The organism is Rhizobium croatiense (assembly GCF_019793465.1).
Taxonomy (GTDB): Bacteria; Pseudomonadota; Alphaproteobacteria; order Rhizobiales; family Rhizobiaceae; genus Rhizobium; species Rhizobium croatiense.
Map to the genome: position 1 here is coordinate 346,018 of NZ_JAILYJ010000004.1, position 16,809 is coordinate 362,826.

20 protein-coding genes, 1 tRNA gene and 1 pseudogene are annotated in these 16,809 nt (G+C 60.8%); 10 read left to right on the plus strand and 12 right to left on the minus strand.

Annotation, left to right across the window (positions count from 1 at the left end; translation table 11 throughout):
- Positions 1-3: 3 nt before the first annotated feature.
- From K6M89_RS09575 to K6M89_RS09595, 5 genes are all read right to left on the minus strand, one after another.
- Positions 4-747: an aspartate/glutamate racemase family protein gene (locus tag K6M89_RS09575; RefSeq protein WP_222139257.1), complete on the minus strand. Its 744-nt coding sequence runs from the start codon at positions 745-747 to the stop codon at positions 4-6.
- Position 748: 1 nt separating this feature from the next.
- Positions 749-1,570: an ABC transporter permease gene (locus K6M89_RS09580; protein WP_222139258.1), complete on the minus strand. Its 822-nt coding sequence runs from the start codon at positions 1,568-1,570 to the stop codon at positions 749-751.
- A 1-nt stretch (position 1,571) separates the two neighbouring features.
- A complete protein-coding gene (locus K6M89_RS09585) occupies positions 1,572-2,486 on the minus strand; it encodes an ABC transporter permease (RefSeq protein ID WP_222139259.1) in 915 nt (304 codons plus the stop codon).
- Positions 2,487-2,638: 152 nt separating this feature from the next.
- A complete protein-coding gene (locus K6M89_RS09590) occupies positions 2,639-3,937 on the minus strand; it encodes an ABC transporter substrate-binding protein (protein ID WP_222139260.1) in 1,299 nt (432 codons plus the stop codon).
- Positions 3,934-5,070: an ABC transporter ATP-binding protein gene (locus tag K6M89_RS09595; protein ID WP_222139261.1), complete on the minus strand. Its 1,137-nt coding sequence runs from the start codon at positions 5,068-5,070 to the stop codon at positions 3,934-3,936. Before K6M89_RS09595 ends, K6M89_RS09590 begins: the two co-directional genes overlap by 4 nt.
- A gap of 268 nt (positions 5,071-5,338) precedes the next feature.
- On the opposite strand from K6M89_RS09595, the gene K6M89_RS09600 reads away from it, so the two are divergent.
- Positions 5,339-6,049: a GntR family transcriptional regulator gene (locus K6M89_RS09600; protein WP_222139262.1), complete on the plus strand. Its 711-nt coding sequence runs from the start codon at positions 5,339-5,341 to the stop codon at positions 6,047-6,049.
- Between the two features lie 43 nt (positions 6,050-6,092).
- Here the strand turns inward: K6M89_RS09600 and K6M89_RS09605 are convergent, their stop codons facing one another.
- Complete coding sequence (locus K6M89_RS09605; protein ID WP_097578729.1) at positions 6,093-6,506, minus strand: DUF4174 domain-containing protein; 414 nt, start codon at positions 6,504-6,506, stop codon at positions 6,093-6,095.
- 309 nt (positions 6,507-6,815) lie between these two features.
- Positions 6,816-7,199, minus strand: a complete 384-nt coding sequence (locus tag K6M89_RS09610) for a BRA0787 family protein (protein WP_097578726.1) — start codon at positions 7,197-7,199, stop codon at positions 6,816-6,818.
- A 361-nt stretch (positions 7,200-7,560) separates the two neighbouring features.
- Here K6M89_RS09610 and K6M89_RS09615 point away from each other — a divergent pair, with 361 nt between their 5' ends.
- The 3 genes and pseudogenes from K6M89_RS09615 to K6M89_RS09625 form a co-directional block, all read left to right on the plus strand.
- Entirely contained in the window at positions 7,561-7,767 is a 207-nt protein-coding gene (locus tag K6M89_RS09615; RefSeq protein WP_222139263.1) for a hypothetical protein, read from the plus strand.
- Between the two features lie 25 nt (positions 7,768-7,792).
- Positions 7,793-8,032, plus strand: coding sequence for a DUF2934 domain-containing protein (locus K6M89_RS09620; protein ID WP_097578722.1), 240 nt, complete (start codon positions 7,793-7,795; stop codon positions 8,030-8,032).
- Between the two features lie 422 nt (positions 8,033-8,454).
- Positions 8,455-8,736, plus strand: a pseudogene (locus K6M89_RS09625) (GIY-YIG nuclease family protein); the annotation flags it as partial.
- Between the two features lie 834 nt (positions 8,737-9,570).
- On the opposite strand, the gene K6M89_RS09630 reads toward K6M89_RS09625, so the two are convergent.
- On the minus strand, positions 9,571-9,765 hold the full coding sequence (locus K6M89_RS09630) for a hypothetical protein (RefSeq protein ID WP_222139264.1): 195 nt from the start codon (positions 9,763-9,765) through the stop codon (positions 9,571-9,573).
- A gap of 121 nt (positions 9,766-9,886) precedes the next feature.
- On the opposite strand from K6M89_RS09630, the gene K6M89_RS09635 reads away from it, so the two are divergent.
- From K6M89_RS09635 to K6M89_RS09645, 3 genes are all read left to right on the plus strand, one after another.
- Positions 9,887-10,612, plus strand: coding sequence for a LuxR family transcriptional regulator (locus K6M89_RS09635; protein WP_097578987.1), 726 nt, complete (start codon positions 9,887-9,889; stop codon positions 10,610-10,612).
- A gap of 217 nt (positions 10,613-10,829) precedes the next feature.
- Positions 10,830-11,495, plus strand: a complete 666-nt coding sequence (locus K6M89_RS09640; protein WP_097578718.1) for an acyl-homoserine-lactone synthase — start codon at positions 10,830-10,832, stop codon at positions 11,493-11,495.
- Complete coding sequence (locus K6M89_RS09645) at positions 11,492-11,683, plus strand: hypothetical protein (protein WP_097578716.1); 192 nt, start codon at positions 11,492-11,494, stop codon at positions 11,681-11,683. The genes K6M89_RS09640 and K6M89_RS09645 overlap by 4 nt, the downstream gene beginning before the upstream one ends.
- 95 nt (positions 11,684-11,778) lie before the next feature.
- On the opposite strand, the gene K6M89_RS09650 is transcribed toward K6M89_RS09645, so the two are convergent.
- Positions 11,779-12,147 carry a response regulator gene (locus K6M89_RS09650; RefSeq protein ID WP_222139265.1) on the minus strand — a complete coding sequence of 123 codons (369 nt, stop codon included), beginning with the start codon at positions 12,145-12,147 and terminating at the stop codon, positions 11,779-11,781.
- A 220-nt stretch (positions 12,148-12,367) separates the two neighbouring features.
- Here K6M89_RS09650 and K6M89_RS09655 point away from each other — a divergent pair.
- A tRNA-Ile gene (locus K6M89_RS09655) sits at positions 12,368-12,443 on the plus strand.
- A 124-nt stretch (positions 12,444-12,567) separates the two neighbouring features.
- Here the strand turns inward: K6M89_RS09655 and K6M89_RS09660 are convergent.
- Positions 12,568-13,368, minus strand: coding sequence for a methyltransferase, TIGR04325 family (locus K6M89_RS09660; RefSeq protein ID WP_222139266.1), 801 nt, complete (start codon positions 13,366-13,368; stop codon positions 12,568-12,570).
- Positions 13,369-14,226: 858 nt separating this feature from the next.
- The gene (locus tag K6M89_RS09665) at positions 14,227-14,421 is read right to left on the minus strand and encodes a hypothetical protein (RefSeq protein WP_222139267.1); all 195 of its coding nucleotides are present in this window, start codon (positions 14,419-14,421) and stop codon (positions 14,227-14,229) included.
- 227 nt (positions 14,422-14,648) lie between these two features.
- On the opposite strand from K6M89_RS09665, the gene K6M89_RS09670 reads away from it, so the two are divergent.
- Positions 14,649-14,795, plus strand: a complete 147-nt coding sequence (locus K6M89_RS09670; RefSeq protein ID WP_004677729.1) for a hypothetical protein — start codon at positions 14,649-14,651, stop codon at positions 14,793-14,795.
- Between the two features lie 179 nt (positions 14,796-14,974).
- Here K6M89_RS09670 and K6M89_RS09675 read toward each other — a convergent pair whose 3' ends face one another.
- Complete coding sequence (locus K6M89_RS09675) at positions 14,975-15,523, minus strand: hypothetical protein (protein ID WP_222139268.1); 549 nt, start codon at positions 15,521-15,523, stop codon at positions 14,975-14,977.
- 290 nt (positions 15,524-15,813) lie between these two features.
- Here K6M89_RS09675 and K6M89_RS09680 point away from each other — a divergent pair, with 290 nt between their 5' ends.
- The gene (locus K6M89_RS09680; protein ID WP_222139269.1) at positions 15,814-16,551 is read left to right on the plus strand and encodes an SIMPL domain-containing protein; all 738 of its coding nucleotides are present in this window, start codon (positions 15,814-15,816) and stop codon (positions 16,549-16,551) included.
- The last annotated feature ends 258 nt before the right edge of the window (positions 16,552-16,809 follow it).

Genomic DNA, 16,809 nt, shown 5'->3' on the forward strand with positions numbered 1-16,809 from the left:
GGCTCAGCCGAGCTTTCCGGCCGGCGAGAAGGCGCTCATCGCACCCATGAAAGGTTTCGGCAACGGCGAGGCGTAGGAGCCGCGCTTGCTGGTGGAAAGCCCGAGCGAGACCAGCGCCTCGGCCTGCTTGACGGCGGCCGAGACACCGTCGACGACGGGCACGCCGTAGATTTCCTGCAATTCCCTTGCGAGATCCGTCATGCCGGCGCAGCCGAGCACGATCGCCTCGGCGCCGTCCTCGGCCAGCGCCCGCTCGATCTCGGCCCTGAGCTTGCCGATCGCGCCCGAGGCCGCGTTCTCCAACTCCAGCACCGGAATGTCGGAAGCCCGCACCTTGGCGCGCGCACCCATGCCGTAACGGCGCACCAGATTGTCGATCAGCACCCGCGAGCGCTCCAGCGTCGTCACGACGGTAAAACGCTGCGCCAGGAAACCGGCCGTTGCGACGGCGGATTCGCAAAGCCCGAGGATCGGCACATCGGCGAAGCTCCGTGCCGCGTCGAGCCCGGTATCGTCGAAGCAGGCGATGACGGCCGCGTCATAGCCGGCCGCCTGCCGTTCCTTCAGTTCGGCAAGCAGTCCGGGGATCGCCAGCGCCCCGTCATAATGGCCCTCGATGGAAACCGGCCCCATGCGCGCGGTGGAGGCGATGATTTCCGTGCCGGATGCGGCAACCGCGCGCGCCGCGGTCGCCGCCTTCTCGGTCATGGAGGCGGTGGTGTTCGGATTGACGATGAGAATGCGCATGTCAGTGGATCTTTGCCTGTCGCCGGCTGAGCATGGTCATGATGCCGAGGGCGATGAGAATGATGGTGAAGGAAAACAGCGTCGTCACCGTGCCGAGCGCATAGAGCACCGGCGTCGTGACATTGGTCGTCATGCCGTAGATTTCGAGCGGCAGCGTATTATAGGTGCCCGACGTCATCAACGTGCGGGCGAATTCGTCATATGAGAGTGTGAAGCCGAACAGGCCGACGCCAACTAGGCTCGGCGCGATCATCGGCAGCACGACATGGCGGAAGGTCTGCCAGGAGCTGGCGCCGAGGTCGCGCGCCGCCTCTTCATAGGCCGACGAGAAACGGTTGAAGACGGCGAACATGATCAGCACGCCGAAGGGCAGCGTCCAGGTCAGATGCGCGCCGAAGGCCGAAGAATACCAGGCAGGCTTCAGCCCGCCCTCCTGGAAGACGACGCCGATACCGAGCGAGACGATGATCGACGGCACCACGAGGCTGGCGACCGTGGCATAGAACAGCACGGTCGAACCGCGGAAACGGCGGCGGAAGGCAAGGCCGGCGAGCAGCGACACGACGACGGTCACCACCATCACCATCAGCCCGAGCGAGAAGGAGCGGCGGAAGGAGGCGCCGAAATCGCCGACCGCCTGCTTTTCGAACAGGTTGAAGAACCAGTGCGTGGAAACGCCGTTCATCGGGAAGGTCAGGCCGCCATCCGGTCCCTGGAAGGAGAGAATGAGGATCGCCGAGAGCGGGCCGTAGAGGAACAGCACGAAGACGGCGAAGAAGAGCGCCAGCAGATAGAATTCGAGGCCGCGTTTCTCGTGGTTCATCTCAAAGCTCCTTGCGAATATCGACGACCCGCAGGATCGCCGCGACCATCAGCAAAACGACGGCGAGCAGCACGACCGCATTGGCGGCAGCTGCCGGATATTGCAGCAGCGACATCTGGTTCTTCATCATCAGCGCCACCGAGGCGCTCTGGCCGCCGGACATCACCTGCACGGTCGAGAAATCGGCCATGACGAGCGTGACGACGAAGATCGTGCCGATCGCCATGCCGGGTTTGGCCAGCGGAATGACGACGTTCCACAGCACCTGCCAGCCCGAGGCGCCGGCATCGCGGGCCGCCTCGAACAGCGACCGGTCGATGCGCATCAGCGTGTTGAAGATCGGCGTCACCATGAACAGCGTGTAGAGGTGCACCATGGCGAGCACGACGGCGAAATCGGAATAGAGCAGCCATTCGATTGGCTGCGGGATGACGCCCATTTCGATCAGCGTCGAATTGACGAGGCCGTTGCGCCCGAGCACGGGGATCCACGAGATCATGCGGATGATGTTCGAGGTCATGAACGGCACGGTGCAGATGAGAAAGAGGATCATCTGCGTCGAGGTCTTGCGGATGTGGAAGGCCAGGAAATAGGCGACCCAGAAACCGATGACGAGCGTCAGCGCCCAGACGATGGCGGTGAATTTCAGCGTGTTGAGATAGGTCTTCCATGTCACCCACGAACCGAGTGTATCGGTGTAGTTCATCGTGAGGAAATCGGGATAGAGGCCGGCGAAATCATAATCCCAGAAGCTGACGACTGCGATCATGGCGATCGGCAGCAGGAAGAAGAAACCGAGAATGGCGATCAGCGGCGTCGCCTGGAGATAGGAGATGGCGGAGGGGGAGAGACGGAAGGCGCGTCTGCGGCGGGCGCCGTGGCTGCCTTCTTCCGTTTCTGCTGCGATGGTTGCCATGTCAGGTTCTCCGATCTGATTACGTCAGGTGGACGGAAGCGTGCAGCCCCCTCATCCGCCTGCCGGCACCTTCTCCCCGCTGGGGAGAATCGCGGCGGCGTCTCGGCCACCGCAAACCTTGCGTCGGTTGGGGAGGGGAAAGCGGCAACCGCTTACGCCGCGATGAACTCGTTCCAGCGGCGGACCATGTAGCGGTCTTCGTCCATGACGGAGTTCCAGCAGGCCACAGCACCCATGCGGGCTTCGAAGGCGCCGCCGTCGCGCACGGCGCCGGCCTTCTCCATGACCTTGCCTTCCGGCGACAGAATATCGCCCTGAGCTGGCTTGCCCTCGATCCAGTAGCCCCATTCGTCTGCCGTCATGAAGTTCTTGGCCGTCTCCATGCAGGCGGAATAATAGCCCTGGCGGTTGAGGTAGCCGCCGACCCAGCCCGATGTGTACCAGTTGATGTATTCATAGGCCGCATCGAGCTCGGCGCCCTTGAGGTGCGAGGCAAGGCCGAGGCCGCCGCCCCAGGCGCGGTAGCCTTCCTTCAGCGGCTGATACTTGCAGGCGATGCCCTTGGAGCGGACGGCGGCGACAGCAGGCGACCACATGGACTGGATGACGACCTCGCCCGAGGCCATCAGGTTGACCGACTCGTCGAAGCTCTTCCAGAAGGCGCGGAACTGGCCGTCGCCCTTGGCCTTGATCAGGAATTCGATCGTCTTGTCGATCTCTTCCTTGGTCATGTTGCCCTTGTCGGCATATTTGATGTTGCCCATGGCTTCCATGATCATCGCCGCATCCATGATGCCGATCGACGGGATGTTGAGGATCGAGGTCTTGCCCTTGAACTTCGGATCCATGATGTCGGCCCAGCTGGTGATGTCGCGGCCGACGAGATCCGGGCGGATGCCGAGCGTATCGGCGTTGTAGATGGTCGGAACCATCGTCATCCACTGCGTCGGCTCCTTGGCGAATTTCTTGGAATCCTGCCCCTCGACGAAGCCGACCGTGTGCGGCGCCGTGCCCTGGGCGATGACGCTGTCCGGCTTCATCTTGCCGTTGATGAACAGCGGCACGATCTTGTCGTAATATTTGAGCTTCTTGACGTCCATCGGCTGCAGCACGCTTGTCGGAAACACCTTCTTGGCGATCCAGTATTCGATGTCGGCGATGTCGTAGCTGTCGGGCTGGGTGACGGCGCGCTGGGCGGCGGCGTCGGAATCGGTCGCCGTCATCTCCAGCGTGATGCCGAGATCGGCTTTGCACTTCTCGGCGATCGCATTGATGTTCGAAACGCCGGTGCCGAACTGGCGAAGCGTGATGTTCGTCTTCGCCCAGATGGTGGGAAAGCCGGTGATGGCGCCGGAGCCGGCGATGGCGCCGACGGCGGCAGCACCCGTCTTCAAGAGCGTGCGGCGGGACAGGCCCTTCGCAGCCTTGGTCGATGTCGTTTCAGTCGTCATGTCAGTTCCCCTTTTTGTTGACGCGGAAGGTTGGTTGATGATGGTTCATCGGAAGAGCGGCCGAGAAGCACGGCATCCTCGAGCGCCCAGCTGAGCGCGACGGTCTCGCCGATGGCGACCGGCCGGGCGAAATAATCGCTGTCGTCGGCAATGACGGTGAAGTCGTCGCTGCCGGCGCCGACAACGGTGATCTTCACCGAAGAGCCGCGATATTCGACGTTGGAGACGATGCCGTTGAAGCCGAGTGTCCATTCGGTCGCCACCTGCAGCCGCACGCGGTCGGTGCGGATGCCGATATCGACAGGCTCGCCGACCTCCCTGCCCGCGCCGCGCACGGAAAAACTCTGCCCCTCCGGCACGGTCATGACGAGCACGCCGTTCGCGCTCGATGTCACCCGGCCGGTGAGCACATTGTGATCGCCCATGAAGCGGGCGACGAAGGCGGTCGCCGGCCGCTCGAAGACTTCGCGCGGCGCGGCCGCCTGCTCGATCCGGCCGTCATTCATGATGACCATGATGTCGGCGAGCGCCATCGCCTCTTCTTGGCTGTGGGTGACGTGCACGAAGGTGATGCCGAGCGATTTCTGCAGTTTCTTCAGCTCGGCACGCATGCGGATCTTCAGGAACGGATCGAGCGCCGACAGCGGCTCGTCGAGCAGCAGCGCTTCCGGGTCGGTGATCAGTGCGCGCGCCAGCGCCACACGCTGCTGCTGGCCGCCGGAAAGCTGGGCCGGACGCCTGCTGGCATAGGGCTCCATCTGCATCAGCTTCAGCATTTCGAGCGCCTTGGCCCGCCGCTCCGCCTTGTCGACGCCCTTCATCTTCAAGCTGAAGGCGACGTTGTCGATCAGGTCGAGATGCGGGAACAGCGCATAGGACTGAAACATCATCGCCGTGCCGCGCCGGGCCGGCGGAAAATCGGTGACAACAGTATTGCCGAGCCGGATATCGCCGGAGGAAATGCTCTCATGGCCGGCGATCATGCGTAGCGTCGAGGTCTTGCCGCAGCCGGACGGGCCGAGGAAGCAGCAATAGGAGCCGGCCGGAATCTTCAGGCTGATCCCATGGACGGCAGTCGTCGCCCCATAGACCTTCGAAACGGATACTATATCGATCTCTGCCGCTTTCGACATCATGCCTTCCCCTGTTTGGGAGAAGATGATGCATCTGCCGTGCCAATCCGATTTCAGCAGAGCAAAGCATTGTAAATAAATGACTTTAACAAAAACGAGCCCGCAAGAGCAGATAATGAGCATGGCATCGTCTGCACATGATTTAGGCTATTGTTCGCAATTTACGCAAAAAATCGTATACAATTAGCCGTCGCTTCGTCAACAAATTCCGTTTAACTTTTGCCGCGAAGCCGGATATGGTTTGCCCGTCATCAGGGAACAGAATTTCATGAAATCCGCCGTCAAGGCTCAACAGGCCGAAGACTCCGCCGAAACCGGCGCGCAGCAGATCCGCGATGCCATTCGCGAGGCGATCGTCGAGCGCAGGCTTTCCCCCGGCACCAAGCTCTCCGAAAGCGATGTCGGCAATCTCTTCAACGTCAGCCGCACGCTTGCCCGCGCCGCCCTTCAGGCCCTCTCCTATGAGGGTCTCGTCAGCGTCGAGAAGAACCGCGGCGCCTTCGTCGCCTATCCCTCCCCCGACGAGGCCCGCCAGATCTTTGCCGCCCGCCGCCTGGTCGAGCCGGGCATACTCCGCGAAGCAGCAGCGCGGATCACGCCCGGCGACATCAGCCAGTTGAGACAGCTTCTGCTGGAGGAAGGCCGGCTGATGAGCGAGCGCGGCCAGACGGCGCGGCGCGCCGAGATCAAGGCGTCAGGCGATTTCCATCTGATGCTGGCGGAAATCTCCGGCAATGCGATCATGCAGCGCTTCATGGAGGAGCTCGTCGCCCGCTCCTCGCTGGTGATCGCGCTTTACGGCCAGTCGACGGCCTCAAGCTGCGGCCATTCCGAACATGGCGATATCATCGCCGCGATCGAAAACGACGATCTCGACCGCGCCTGCCAGCTGATGCTGCATCACATCGCCCATATCGAGGCCGATCTCGATCTGCGCGAGCGCAAGAGCCTCGGCCTCAAGGAAGCTTTCGAACTCTGACGGTAGCGCCCGCGCGGGTGCTTTCAGCCACGCCGTGCGGCAGTCACCAGGGCGTCGTCTTCGGCAGGCTGTCCAGGGCCTCGAAAATCTCCTCGGCCGTGCGCGGCTCGCTCGAACGCAGCTTCACCGTTCCGTCACGCCCGATCAGGATCAGCCCGAACTCGCCCGACGGCGGCCCCTGCAGCCGCTCTCTTACATCGTCTGCATCAAGCTCCCAGGCATCGTCGAACAGCGAGAAGGCGCCGCCACCGGCGATGATGAACACTTCGACATCTTCCTCGATGAGACGCATGTGGGCATTGCGCAACCATTCGTCTTGGATCACCGCGCGATCGTCCTGCGCATCGGCGAAGATGATCAGCACCCGCTTGTTGTCGCGAAACTGTTCGAGCGATTGCGGAAGTTCCGGCTCACGCCGCGGTGTGCCGATGATTTCTTGAACGATGGATTTCAGCATGGTGGCATTCCTCGCCCGTCATCTTGCTCCGGGCTGTGTCTGTCGCATTCCAGCGCCGGCGCACAAAAGGCGCAGAGAACGCTGGTACGCGCTGAATGACTGAATAATTCCCAACCCTGTGCGAATTGGGATCACGGAAATAAACGGCTGGGAATAAGGGAGGTTCCGCCGAAACAGAAAAGGACCGAAGTCCTAAAGCGTGTCGCGATCTTTCAGATTCGCTTGCCACGCTTTAGGTCTTGATTCCGGCATGTCGTAATCGCAAAGCTGCACAGTTTTGCGCGACGCGCGTGTGCGATCCTTTTCCTGTCAGTCGCGGCTCTGGTCTTCGGCCGCATGCGCCGAAACGGCGACGAGATCCGCCGTGCCATTGGCGAGAAGACGTTTGCGCACCAGCACGCGCATGACGCGTGCCGCCGTCGAGAAGGTCATCTGGTCGAGCGGACCTTCGCCTTCCCACGGCTTGGTCAGCCGCTCGGTGACGGCGCCGACGATATTCATCGGCACGATGTCGGTGCATTCGCGCATGGCTTCGAAAACGAAGCTGATCGGGATGACCCGTCCTTCGTGGGTCACGATCGGTTCGGTCAATTCAATGTCCCATTCCTCGAAGGCGTAAAGTGCTTCGCGGAACAGCTGCTGGAGGGTAAACGGCGCGTGGCCGTTGTGAAGTGGCGGCAGGGCATTCATCATGTCTGTCTCCTCTTGATGGATTGAAGCCAAAGTCCTCCTGGATCGGTCGGCTTCGACGCGGGGAACGCAGCTTTTTGCCCCTCGCAGACCGAATAACACGATTGATTCTATAGAGTAACGCGCTAGGGATAAAGCCCATTTCTCCGCCGAAACGGAAGCCGTTTGCTTAACGGTATGAAATTCCTGCATGTTTTAGGCGAAATTTTCTCACCACACGCCATTCTTGAAAATCCATGCCAGCCGCGCCCGGGCGTTCCGGAATGGTTCAAAAGGCCGAAAAAACCGAGAAAAATCACGGAACTTTTGCGGCTGTAATCTGTTTTGTTCTCACACTTCGCAAAAGTAGATGGGGTTACCACCAATGACGCAAATCCGTGAACCGGAGCGGCGGGCCAGGGTCCTGCGCGGCCGCCCCTATAGTCTTGACGAATTCGCCTCCAAATATGGCCTGCGCAGGGAGCAGGCCGAAAGCCTGTTCACCCGTTTCGGACCTTCCTCGATCGAACTCGATTTGCTGATGGCAGCCAAGCGCCGCGCGCCTGTTCTGCCGGACAGAATTGCCCAATAACGCCTTTCACGAACGGAACCGACAGATGAGCGACAGACGCCACGAATGGATCAGCAAACGGGCCTACGCGATCTGGGAAGAACAGGGCCGCCCTGACGGCCGGGACGACGAACACTGGCGCCAGGCGGTTGCCGAGCGCGACGCGCTGGAACGTACGCAGGCCTCGATCGACGGCCGCGAGGTGCTGGTGAAATTCCGCCCGAAGCCGCCACGGCCGGAACTGCCGCGCCAGGATTGGATCAATCCTTCGACAAAGGTCGGCTGAGCCGGCCATACGATTTAACAATCAGCCCAGCCACACGGCACCTCGACCAGCGGGGGCTGGGCGCTTCAACCCACATTTATTGCCGGAGCAGACGCCGGTGGCCGACCGTCGTCCTTCGAGGCCCTGCGGGGCACCTCAGGATGAGGGGGGAGAGGGTGCGGCTTGTGGTCGGCGTGCCATGTGGCGGTGGTTTAACCCGCGTGTCATGCCGTGTAGAGACTCTGGCTTGCCGCTCCGCCCTCCGGTGAGGCGTGCCGCGCCCTCTCTCCGCCCTCATCCTGAGGTGCCCCGCAGGGGCCTCGAAGGACGAGGTCGGCCACCCGCAGCCCGAAGGTCGGAGCCTCGAAGGACGGGGGCGGGTGGCTGGCCGATCCAGCGCCGCCCGATTGCTGCCCGATCACCCCCCATGCTAGCCTGCCGTCATGGAAGTCACCGTCTACATCCTCCGCTGCAGCGACGGCTCATACTATACCGGCCTCACCAAGCAGGAGATCGAGGCGCGTGTCTGGGAGCACAATGCCGGAACCTATGACGGCTACACCGCCAAGCGCCTCCCCGTCGAACTCGTCTTTACCGAAACCTATGACCGCATCATCGACGCCATCGCCCGCGAGCGGCAGATCAAGGGATGGTCGCGCCGTAAGAAGGAGGCGTTGATTGCCCTGGATTACGAGGCCTTGCCGGAACTGTCGAAACGGGGGCCCGCAGGGCTGAGTAAGCGGTGGCCGACCCTGGTCCTTCGAGGCCACTGCGGGGCACCTCAGGATGAGGGCGGAGAGCGGGAGCGGCCTGCCTCACCCGGAGGCGGAGGACGAGTGCGACGGGCCTCACCGGAGGGCGGAGGGAGGGCGCGACCTGCCTCAACGGAGCGGCAAGCCGGAGCTCCAGCCATGGCGCTTCGATCAACCCGCCTGCCACACGGCCCAGCGTCGGACTCCAGCCACACGACACCACAATCAGCCCTCATCCTGAGGTGCGCAGGCCGAAGGCCGCAGCCTCGAAGGACGGGGTGGGTGGCTCGGCGCTTTAAGCTTATCCATTGCCGGAGTAGACACGGTAGCCGACCCTCGTCCTTCGAGGCCCCTGCGGGGCACCTCAGGATGAGGGTAGAGAGAGGCTGCGGCCGTGCAACCACAGGGTGGAGAGAGGGCCCAACCTGTCTCACCGGCGGGCGGGGAGAGTGTAACGAGCGCCGCTCTCGCGGAGCAATGCTTTCCAAGCCGACCGATGGAAATCTCGCTCTTCAGCCAGGAAGTGTCAGTAATGGCACAGTCTAGCCGCTTCTCCGACCGCCAACTGTTCCCGCTCGAAACGTTTCGTCAAGCATATTGGCACAAAGACGGGGGATAAGCGCGATCCCCCTCCCCGCCGGCGACATTGCCGCTCGACACCCTCTTTGCAAAATCGGAAACGGGTAGGAATGAAAACCGACTCATCGGCCGAGCGCGGGTTTCATCTCGCCGGGGGGCCGGTTTCGATGCCAGGCGATGCTGTTCATATCGGGGAAAAGACTGAAATCGTCCGCCAGGGCAAACCTGTCAGAAACCCTTGTGCTCCTGGCAAAGCGCCCGATGAACCTCGGTCCAGAACAGCGCCAGCGGACTGTCGCCGTTGCGTTCGGCAACGAGGGCGCGGATCAAGGCTTCGGAACCTGCCATGTCCTGCCAGCTGGATTTCAGGCCTTTGGCGGCCTGTTGGCATTCGGCAATCTCGAATGGTCTCGTGCTGTCCATATGAGGCCTCCTTATGAAGGCGCTAGCAGGTGGTGCCCGGATTGTCACTCCCGCATATGTGGGGATGCCTTGTATTTTAGATGGTCCTCACGGTAGGATTGAAGCAATTGGGACGATGGAAATGATCGAGAATACTTACAGCGACAAGTTCGAACCCGCTTTCGAACAGATCAAGGCTGCGCCCAATGTGGATGCCGCCATCCGTATTCTCCAGGCAGAATACGGCCTCGATTTCGTCACCTACCATCTCGCCCAAACCATTGCGAGCAAGATCGATTCCCCCTTCGTGCGCACAACCTATCCGGATGCCTGGGTCTCCCGCTACCTCCTGAACAGCTATGTGAAGGTCGATCCGATCGTCAAGCAGGGTTTCGAACGCCAGCTGCCCTTCGACTGGAGCGAAGTCGAGCCGACGCCGGAGGCCTATGCGATGCTGGTCGACGCCCAGAAGCACGGCATCGGCGGCAACGGCTATTCCATTCCCGTCGCCGACAAGGCGCAGCGCCGCGCGCTGCTGTCAATGAACGCCCGCATTCCGGCCGAGGAATGGGCCGAACTCGTGCGCCGCTACCGCAACGAATGGATCGAGATCGCCCATCTGATCCACCGCAAGGCCGTCTATGAGCTGCACGGCGAGAACGACCCGGTGCCGACATTGTCGCCGCGCGAGATCGAGTGCCTGCACTGGACCGCGCTCGGCAAGGATTATAAGGATATCGCGGTGATATTGGGCATTTCGGAGCACACCACCCGCGACTACCTGAAAACCGCCCGCTTCAAGCTCGGCTGTGCCACGATTTCGGCGGCCGCCTCGCGGGCGGTGCAGCTGCGCATCATCAATCCATAGCGCATTTCCGTTTTCTTCGATCCCTGTTTTCGCAAGCTAGATTGAAGACGTTGAAGCGTTGCCACGCTTCAACGGCTTGCTTTGCGCATGGCGCAAACCCCAATCCTCATACTTTTGGGCTAATCCCCCCATCTGGGGGGGCCCATCTGAGGGAATTTCCGATGCGGCCCGCCTGAACCATTGTGCCTTCCACGAACTGCAAACGCTGGAGGGCAAAATGTTCGTTATCATTCAGGCACATGAATATCAGAAATACGCTGCCGTACTCGACCAGATGTTCCGCCTGCGCAAGAAGGTCTTCGCCGACACGCTCGGCTGGGACGTTCCCGTTATCGGTCCTTACGAACGCGACAGCTATGATGCGCTCGCACCGGCCTATCTCGTCTGGTGCAACGACAGCCGCACGCGCCTTTACGGCGGCATGCGCCTGATGCCGACGACCGGCCCGACCCTGCTCTACGACGTCTTCCGCGAGACGTTTCCCGCGGCCGCCGAGCTCGTCGCCCCCGGCATCTGGGAGGGCACGCGCATGTGCATCGACGAAGAGGCGATCGCCAAGGATTTCCCCAATATCGATGCCGGCCGCGCCTTTTCGATGATGCTGCTCGCGCTGTGCGAATGCGCGCTCGACCACGGCATCCATACGATGATTTCCAACTACGAACCCTATCTCAAGCGCGTCTACAAACGCGCAGGCGCCGAAGTGGAAGAACTCGGCCGCGCAGACGGCTACGGCAAGTACCCCGTCTGCTGCGGCGCCTTCGAAGTGTCGGATCGCGTGCTGCGCAGGATGCGCGCCGCCCTCGGCCTGACCCTACCCCTTTATGTCAGACATGTTCCGGCCCGCTCGGTCGTGACGCAATTCCTGGAGATGGCAGCATGAACCGCCTCGCTGAAACCGCAATGCAAAAAGATATCAGCGCCTTGGAGCGCCACGTGCTCGCATCCCGCGACATCGCCACGCAGATAGGAGATCCCTTCCTCTCCTATTTGCTCTCGATGGCGCTGTTTACGATCTACGAGAAGAAGGCCCATCACGAGAACGAGGCGCTGAAGAGCAGCTTCCGCTGAGGGTGCGGTTCCCTCCGCCCCGCCTGAAGAGGAGCATGGCTCCCGGCGCCTCGCGCGCAGCCGCAAAACCTGTCCCCGTTTTGCGGCTGCGCGAATCACGTCATCAAGGAATCGATCGTCGTAATCAGCGTATCGTGCATATAGGGTTTCGGCAGGAAGGCTGCGTTGGCGGGCAGCGCCATCGGATCGAGCCGCACCATGCCCGAGGTGATGATGATGCCGATATTCGGCCGCATCGCCCTCACCCGCTTGGCAAGCTGGATGCCGTCCATCGACCCGGCCATATTGACGTCGGTGAACAGGATATCGACATCCTGCCGGCTCTTCAGCACCACCATCGCCTCATCGGCATTCGCCGCCTCCAGCGCCACGTGTCCGACATCCTCCAGCACATCGAGGATATTAAACCGGATCAGCGGCTCATCCTCCACGATGAGCACCACGGCACTGTTCGAAGCCACCATCTGCAAACGCCCTTTTCATGCGGAATCTGATTCGAATAAGTGTACCCCGCGCGGCAAGGTTCCAGTGCTTTTGCCCGTGATATATGCATCATCCACAGATGTTGCCTTGCCCGCTTGTAGCTCCCTGCAATTTGGGCTAGAGCGAACCGATGCTGCGGGAACCATTGCCCCGGCATCACGGTGCCGATCTTCGGCGCCACGGCGCCGGCCACCGGCGTCAGGGCCTGTAGCTCAATGGTTAGAGCCGGCGGCTCATAACCGCTTGGTTGGGGGTTCGAGTCCCTCCGGGCCCACCATTATTTTTTTAAACCGCTGTAGCCGGACGTGATTTTTCGGAATTTGACACGGACTTCCGGAATTTTTGAAATTGCTTCAAAACCGCTTAAAAGTTGATTTGAGGGCCTCCCTCCTCCGGCCCTGCTATGGGCGCTTGAGATGAAAGCCGAAATACTCGCAGGGCGCCCCATCTACGGGGTTCGTGTACTCTGCATGCCGCCACGTAGACATCTGGCGCTCCGATGACAGGATCTCTTCTATTTTGCGCCTAGAGAAAAACCAGTGCGGCACGGACATGGTGGCGACCGTCGGAGAGACATATTCGACCGTCAGTCGGTCCTCGCCGTCGTTCGTCAAGGGGATGAGTGGAAAGATGAAATGGGACGCGTCAACAGAAAGAAGCCGCTCGATAGTCTCATAGGGTCGAGACAGAACTTGAAAGACACAACTGGCAACGACGACGTCGGCCGAGGCCTCTTCATCCAGCCTGTCGGCGAATGAAAGCTCCTCGTTGCCAAACGCCTCAGTGGCGAGCGAGGCTGTTCTCGGAAGATCGACCACGAGCCATTGGAGGCGATACTTTTTGGGAAGCAGTCGCCTGACGTGAAAGTAATGCGCGCCCATCGCGCCGCCGTAGTCGATCACCTTGATCGTATGACCGATATCAGCCGCAGCCAGAAAAAATGAGGAGAGAAACGGCGCTATGTGTGGATGGATATCCGCTCTGTCCGACTCACGGATTTTTGCAGTGTTGCGCATTGTGATGTCGAGGATCGCATCCGACTGATAGCCCTCACCGCAGTCCGCGAGGGCCTCATCATAAGTGCGATAGTCACCAAAGAACCCAACGCGCGGTCCGGCCTCCGGCTGAGGAACCTTTCGTAACTGCCTCGCGACACGTAATAATGCTGGAGGTATCAATTCGCGTGCTAGATCCTTGATCATTCCCCCTCCAACGAATTGTTTTTGTGCTGCTGACCCCGAACATTAGCGAATGACGCCCTAGGCGGCAATGATGAGTTCCTTCGCATTGGTACCGGATTCGCCGGCAATCGAATAGGTCAATTCGATGGGCGTCATTTGGCATCCGCTGAATACCTGTCGGATTTCAGGAACATCGTTAATCGAGAAAATGAAACGGCCTTTGATCGTCGTAGCGGTCGGCCATAGCTGCGAACTGGTCTCGGCCGAACAGGCGCTTTGCCGCGGTCTCCTTCGCTGCCGAAGTAGGGCGGATCGAGATAGAAGAGTGTGCTCGCCCGGTCGATTGTGAACGCCAGCCAGTCTAGGTTCTCTGACCAGCCACTGAAGTTTCATCCGGCTGCGATTAGACCGTTTGCGAGGGCGAACCATGTAATTTTCATCGGCTTGGATACATCGAAGTTGAAGATTTCGGTGGCGATTGCCGACTCCTCGACGCAATGTCGGATAGCGCCTTCTGGGCTTTTTGGACTTGCTCATCGACCTGACGGCTTTGATCAGCGCAGCGACAGCGAGATGCTCGACTGAACCGTGATATACGCCTCGGGTATCGCCCCATTTCGTGGGGGTGCGGTGGGGCAAAAGCGCCGGTTACGGCGAGGTAAAGACGGTGACGGCAGCGCTAAAACGGGTAGCGATCATTAAATCCTCCATGATCCACTACGCATCGCATGAGGCGATTAACTCTGGCTGATACATTTACCTAAAATTGCACTCGTCGTTACCAATCACCCCTGAAACGGTACGGCCATGCGACGGGTCGCCGTTCCGATTCGCATGTTGAACGCGTGGTCCGCCAAGGCCGTGGCAGGCAAAGCCATCCTAATAACTGCAAGAACGCCCATCGCTCGGCCTGAATCCATCCGTGCATGCCGGATTAAGCGGGCGACCTTCCTGATAGTAACCGCCGTTGATCGACGACGTCTGATCGAGATCAGGGGACGAAGTGCAGGCCGAAGTGATCGTGGCAAGGCTGATCAGCGTTCCGGTCGCGACAAGTGCGAAAAGGCGGTTCATCTGAGCTTCTCCTTCGGAGGGCTTGGGTTTAGCCCAAGCGCCCAGTCTACCACGCCACGTCGGCAGCCGCCGAGGATTTATGGTGGCGGAGTGGCCCCGACGGGTTCTTCTAACGCCAATGTGATCATCCACTGTCACATAACTGTCATGCAAAATTGCCCATTGCGACGGCAGCTTGGGCAAAATATATGCTGCCGACTAACAAAAAAAAGAATGAGTGAAATGCCATGAGTGCCATACAGAAGCTTTTCAACCGCAATCTCCTGTCCCGTTTCGTGACCGGTCTCGGTGCGGTTCCCCAGCGTTTTCGCGAAGCCCGCGAAGAGCGCAAGCCTGCCATCCATCCCTCTTTCATGGATGATTTCGGCGCTTAATTCAGCGCGGCATCCTTCGGCGGTCACGGCAAATCCGGTTCCGGATGATGTAATGCTTTCCGCCAGGGATAGCGAAGTAAGCCGAATGCGCTCCACTGCGCAGTTGCGGTCCTAGCCACACAAGCTCCCCACCCTCCGTCGTCCTCGGGCTTGACCCGTGGAACCACGGATGCGCGTCCTCAGTTGACCGCGGGCGCCGGTTCGCCCCAACTTGATATCGGTTGGCCGGCCTTGGTCGCCACGCGCGCATCGTAGAGCGCGAGCGAAGCCTGCAGCTGACGCATATCGTTGCAGCGGTTGATGATGCCGCCGATATATTGCACGCAGTCGCTGGCGCTGCCCTGTACCGAGCCCGTCGCCCAATCCTTGACGAGGCCGTCGGCGCCCACCAGGAAATAGGAAAGCCGGTTATTCTCAGACACGGTGGAGCTGCCGACCATGCCGGCGAAATTCGTGCCGGTCTCGGTTTTGGCGGCGGGCGCCATATGCCGGTAGACCGTCATGCCGTTCGTCAATGGCGTCGCGCCGATCATCGGGCCGTAGGTGGCGTCGGAGCCGGAAAGCCGCGCCATCGGCGACTGGCCGAGATTGGCGATCTCCGTATAGGGTTTGCCCAGCGCATAGCTGGTGAATGAGCGGTTGGCGGCGTTCTCCGCCTTTTCCGCCACCTGAGAGCAGCTTGCCAGGCCGATGGCGAGGCCGATTGATAGAATTGTTATGAAGCGCATGTTGTCCCCCTTGCCGGGCACAGCGTGTCCGGAAGCCCCTGTTTCTTAACCCGCCGTATTTGCTATCAGGTTTGGGGGATTTGGGAAGGTGGCGGGGTGGAAGACGCAGGAATGGAGAGGCCCTGCCGTGGCCGCCCTCCTCTGTTACTCAATGTCGCGCCCAGTTCGAACTCCACTCCGCACCCGCATATTTTTCTCTCACCACACGCGCACCCTTCCCTTCCGCCGCAATAGCTTCACAATCAACCGACAGAACGTTCATCCGGGAAACGACAACTAGGGAATGAAACATGGCGCTGTACCTGTCCAAGACTGTTCTGATGACTGCCCTTCTGGCCCTGCCGCTGGCGGCGGCAGCGCCTGCAATGGCGCAGGAGGCGAAGCCGCGCGAAGCGGTGATCTCGGTGACGGGGGATGGCGAATCGTCCATGGCGCCCGACATGGCCGTCGTCACGCTTTCCGTCGTCAAGCAGGCGAAAACCGCCCGCGAAGCGCTCGATGAGAACAACAAGGCGATGAAAGACGTGCTCGGCGCGCTGAAGAGCGGCGGCATCGCCGAGCGCGATCTGCAGACCTCCGGCTTTTCCATCCAGCCGCAATACAATTACCCGCAGCCGGTCGACGGCCAGCAGCAGCAGCCGCAGCTGATCGGCTACCAGACCATCAATTCCATCACCGTCAGGCTCCGCGATCTTGCCACGCTCGGCCAGGTGATTGACCAGTCCGTCACGCTCGGCATCAATCAGGGCGGCGAGATCCAGTTCACCAACGACAAGCCGGAGGCCGCCATCGAAGAGGCGCGCAGGAACGCCGTCGCCGAAGCGGTCAAGAAGGCGAAGACGCTGAGCGAAGCGGCCGGCGTCAAGCTCGGTCGTATCATCGAGATCAACGAGAATGAGCCGCGCCCGCTGCCGCAGCCGGCCTATCGCGCCACGATGATGAAGGAAGCCGACGCGGCCGTTCCCGTCCAGGGCGGCGAGACCACCTACCATGTCAGCGTCACGGTGACGTTTGCGATCGAGCGGTGAAATGAAGGCGCCGCGCGTCCTTTCCGACGTGCGGCATTCAGACCGTTGATGAAGTCGGTTCAGTTGCCCTTTCGACATGTTCGGCCTGGTGGCCTGCCAAGACCCCTCCCCAACCCCTCCCCACAAGGGGGAGGGGCTAGCTGCGGCCCGCGGCGGCCCTCAAAAAGAGACGTCTTTCTGGCTGTTAGCGTTCCACGAATTGCTCCGATGGAAATTATGCGAAGCGGTGCAGCAAGTTAGCCCCTCCCCCTTGTGGGG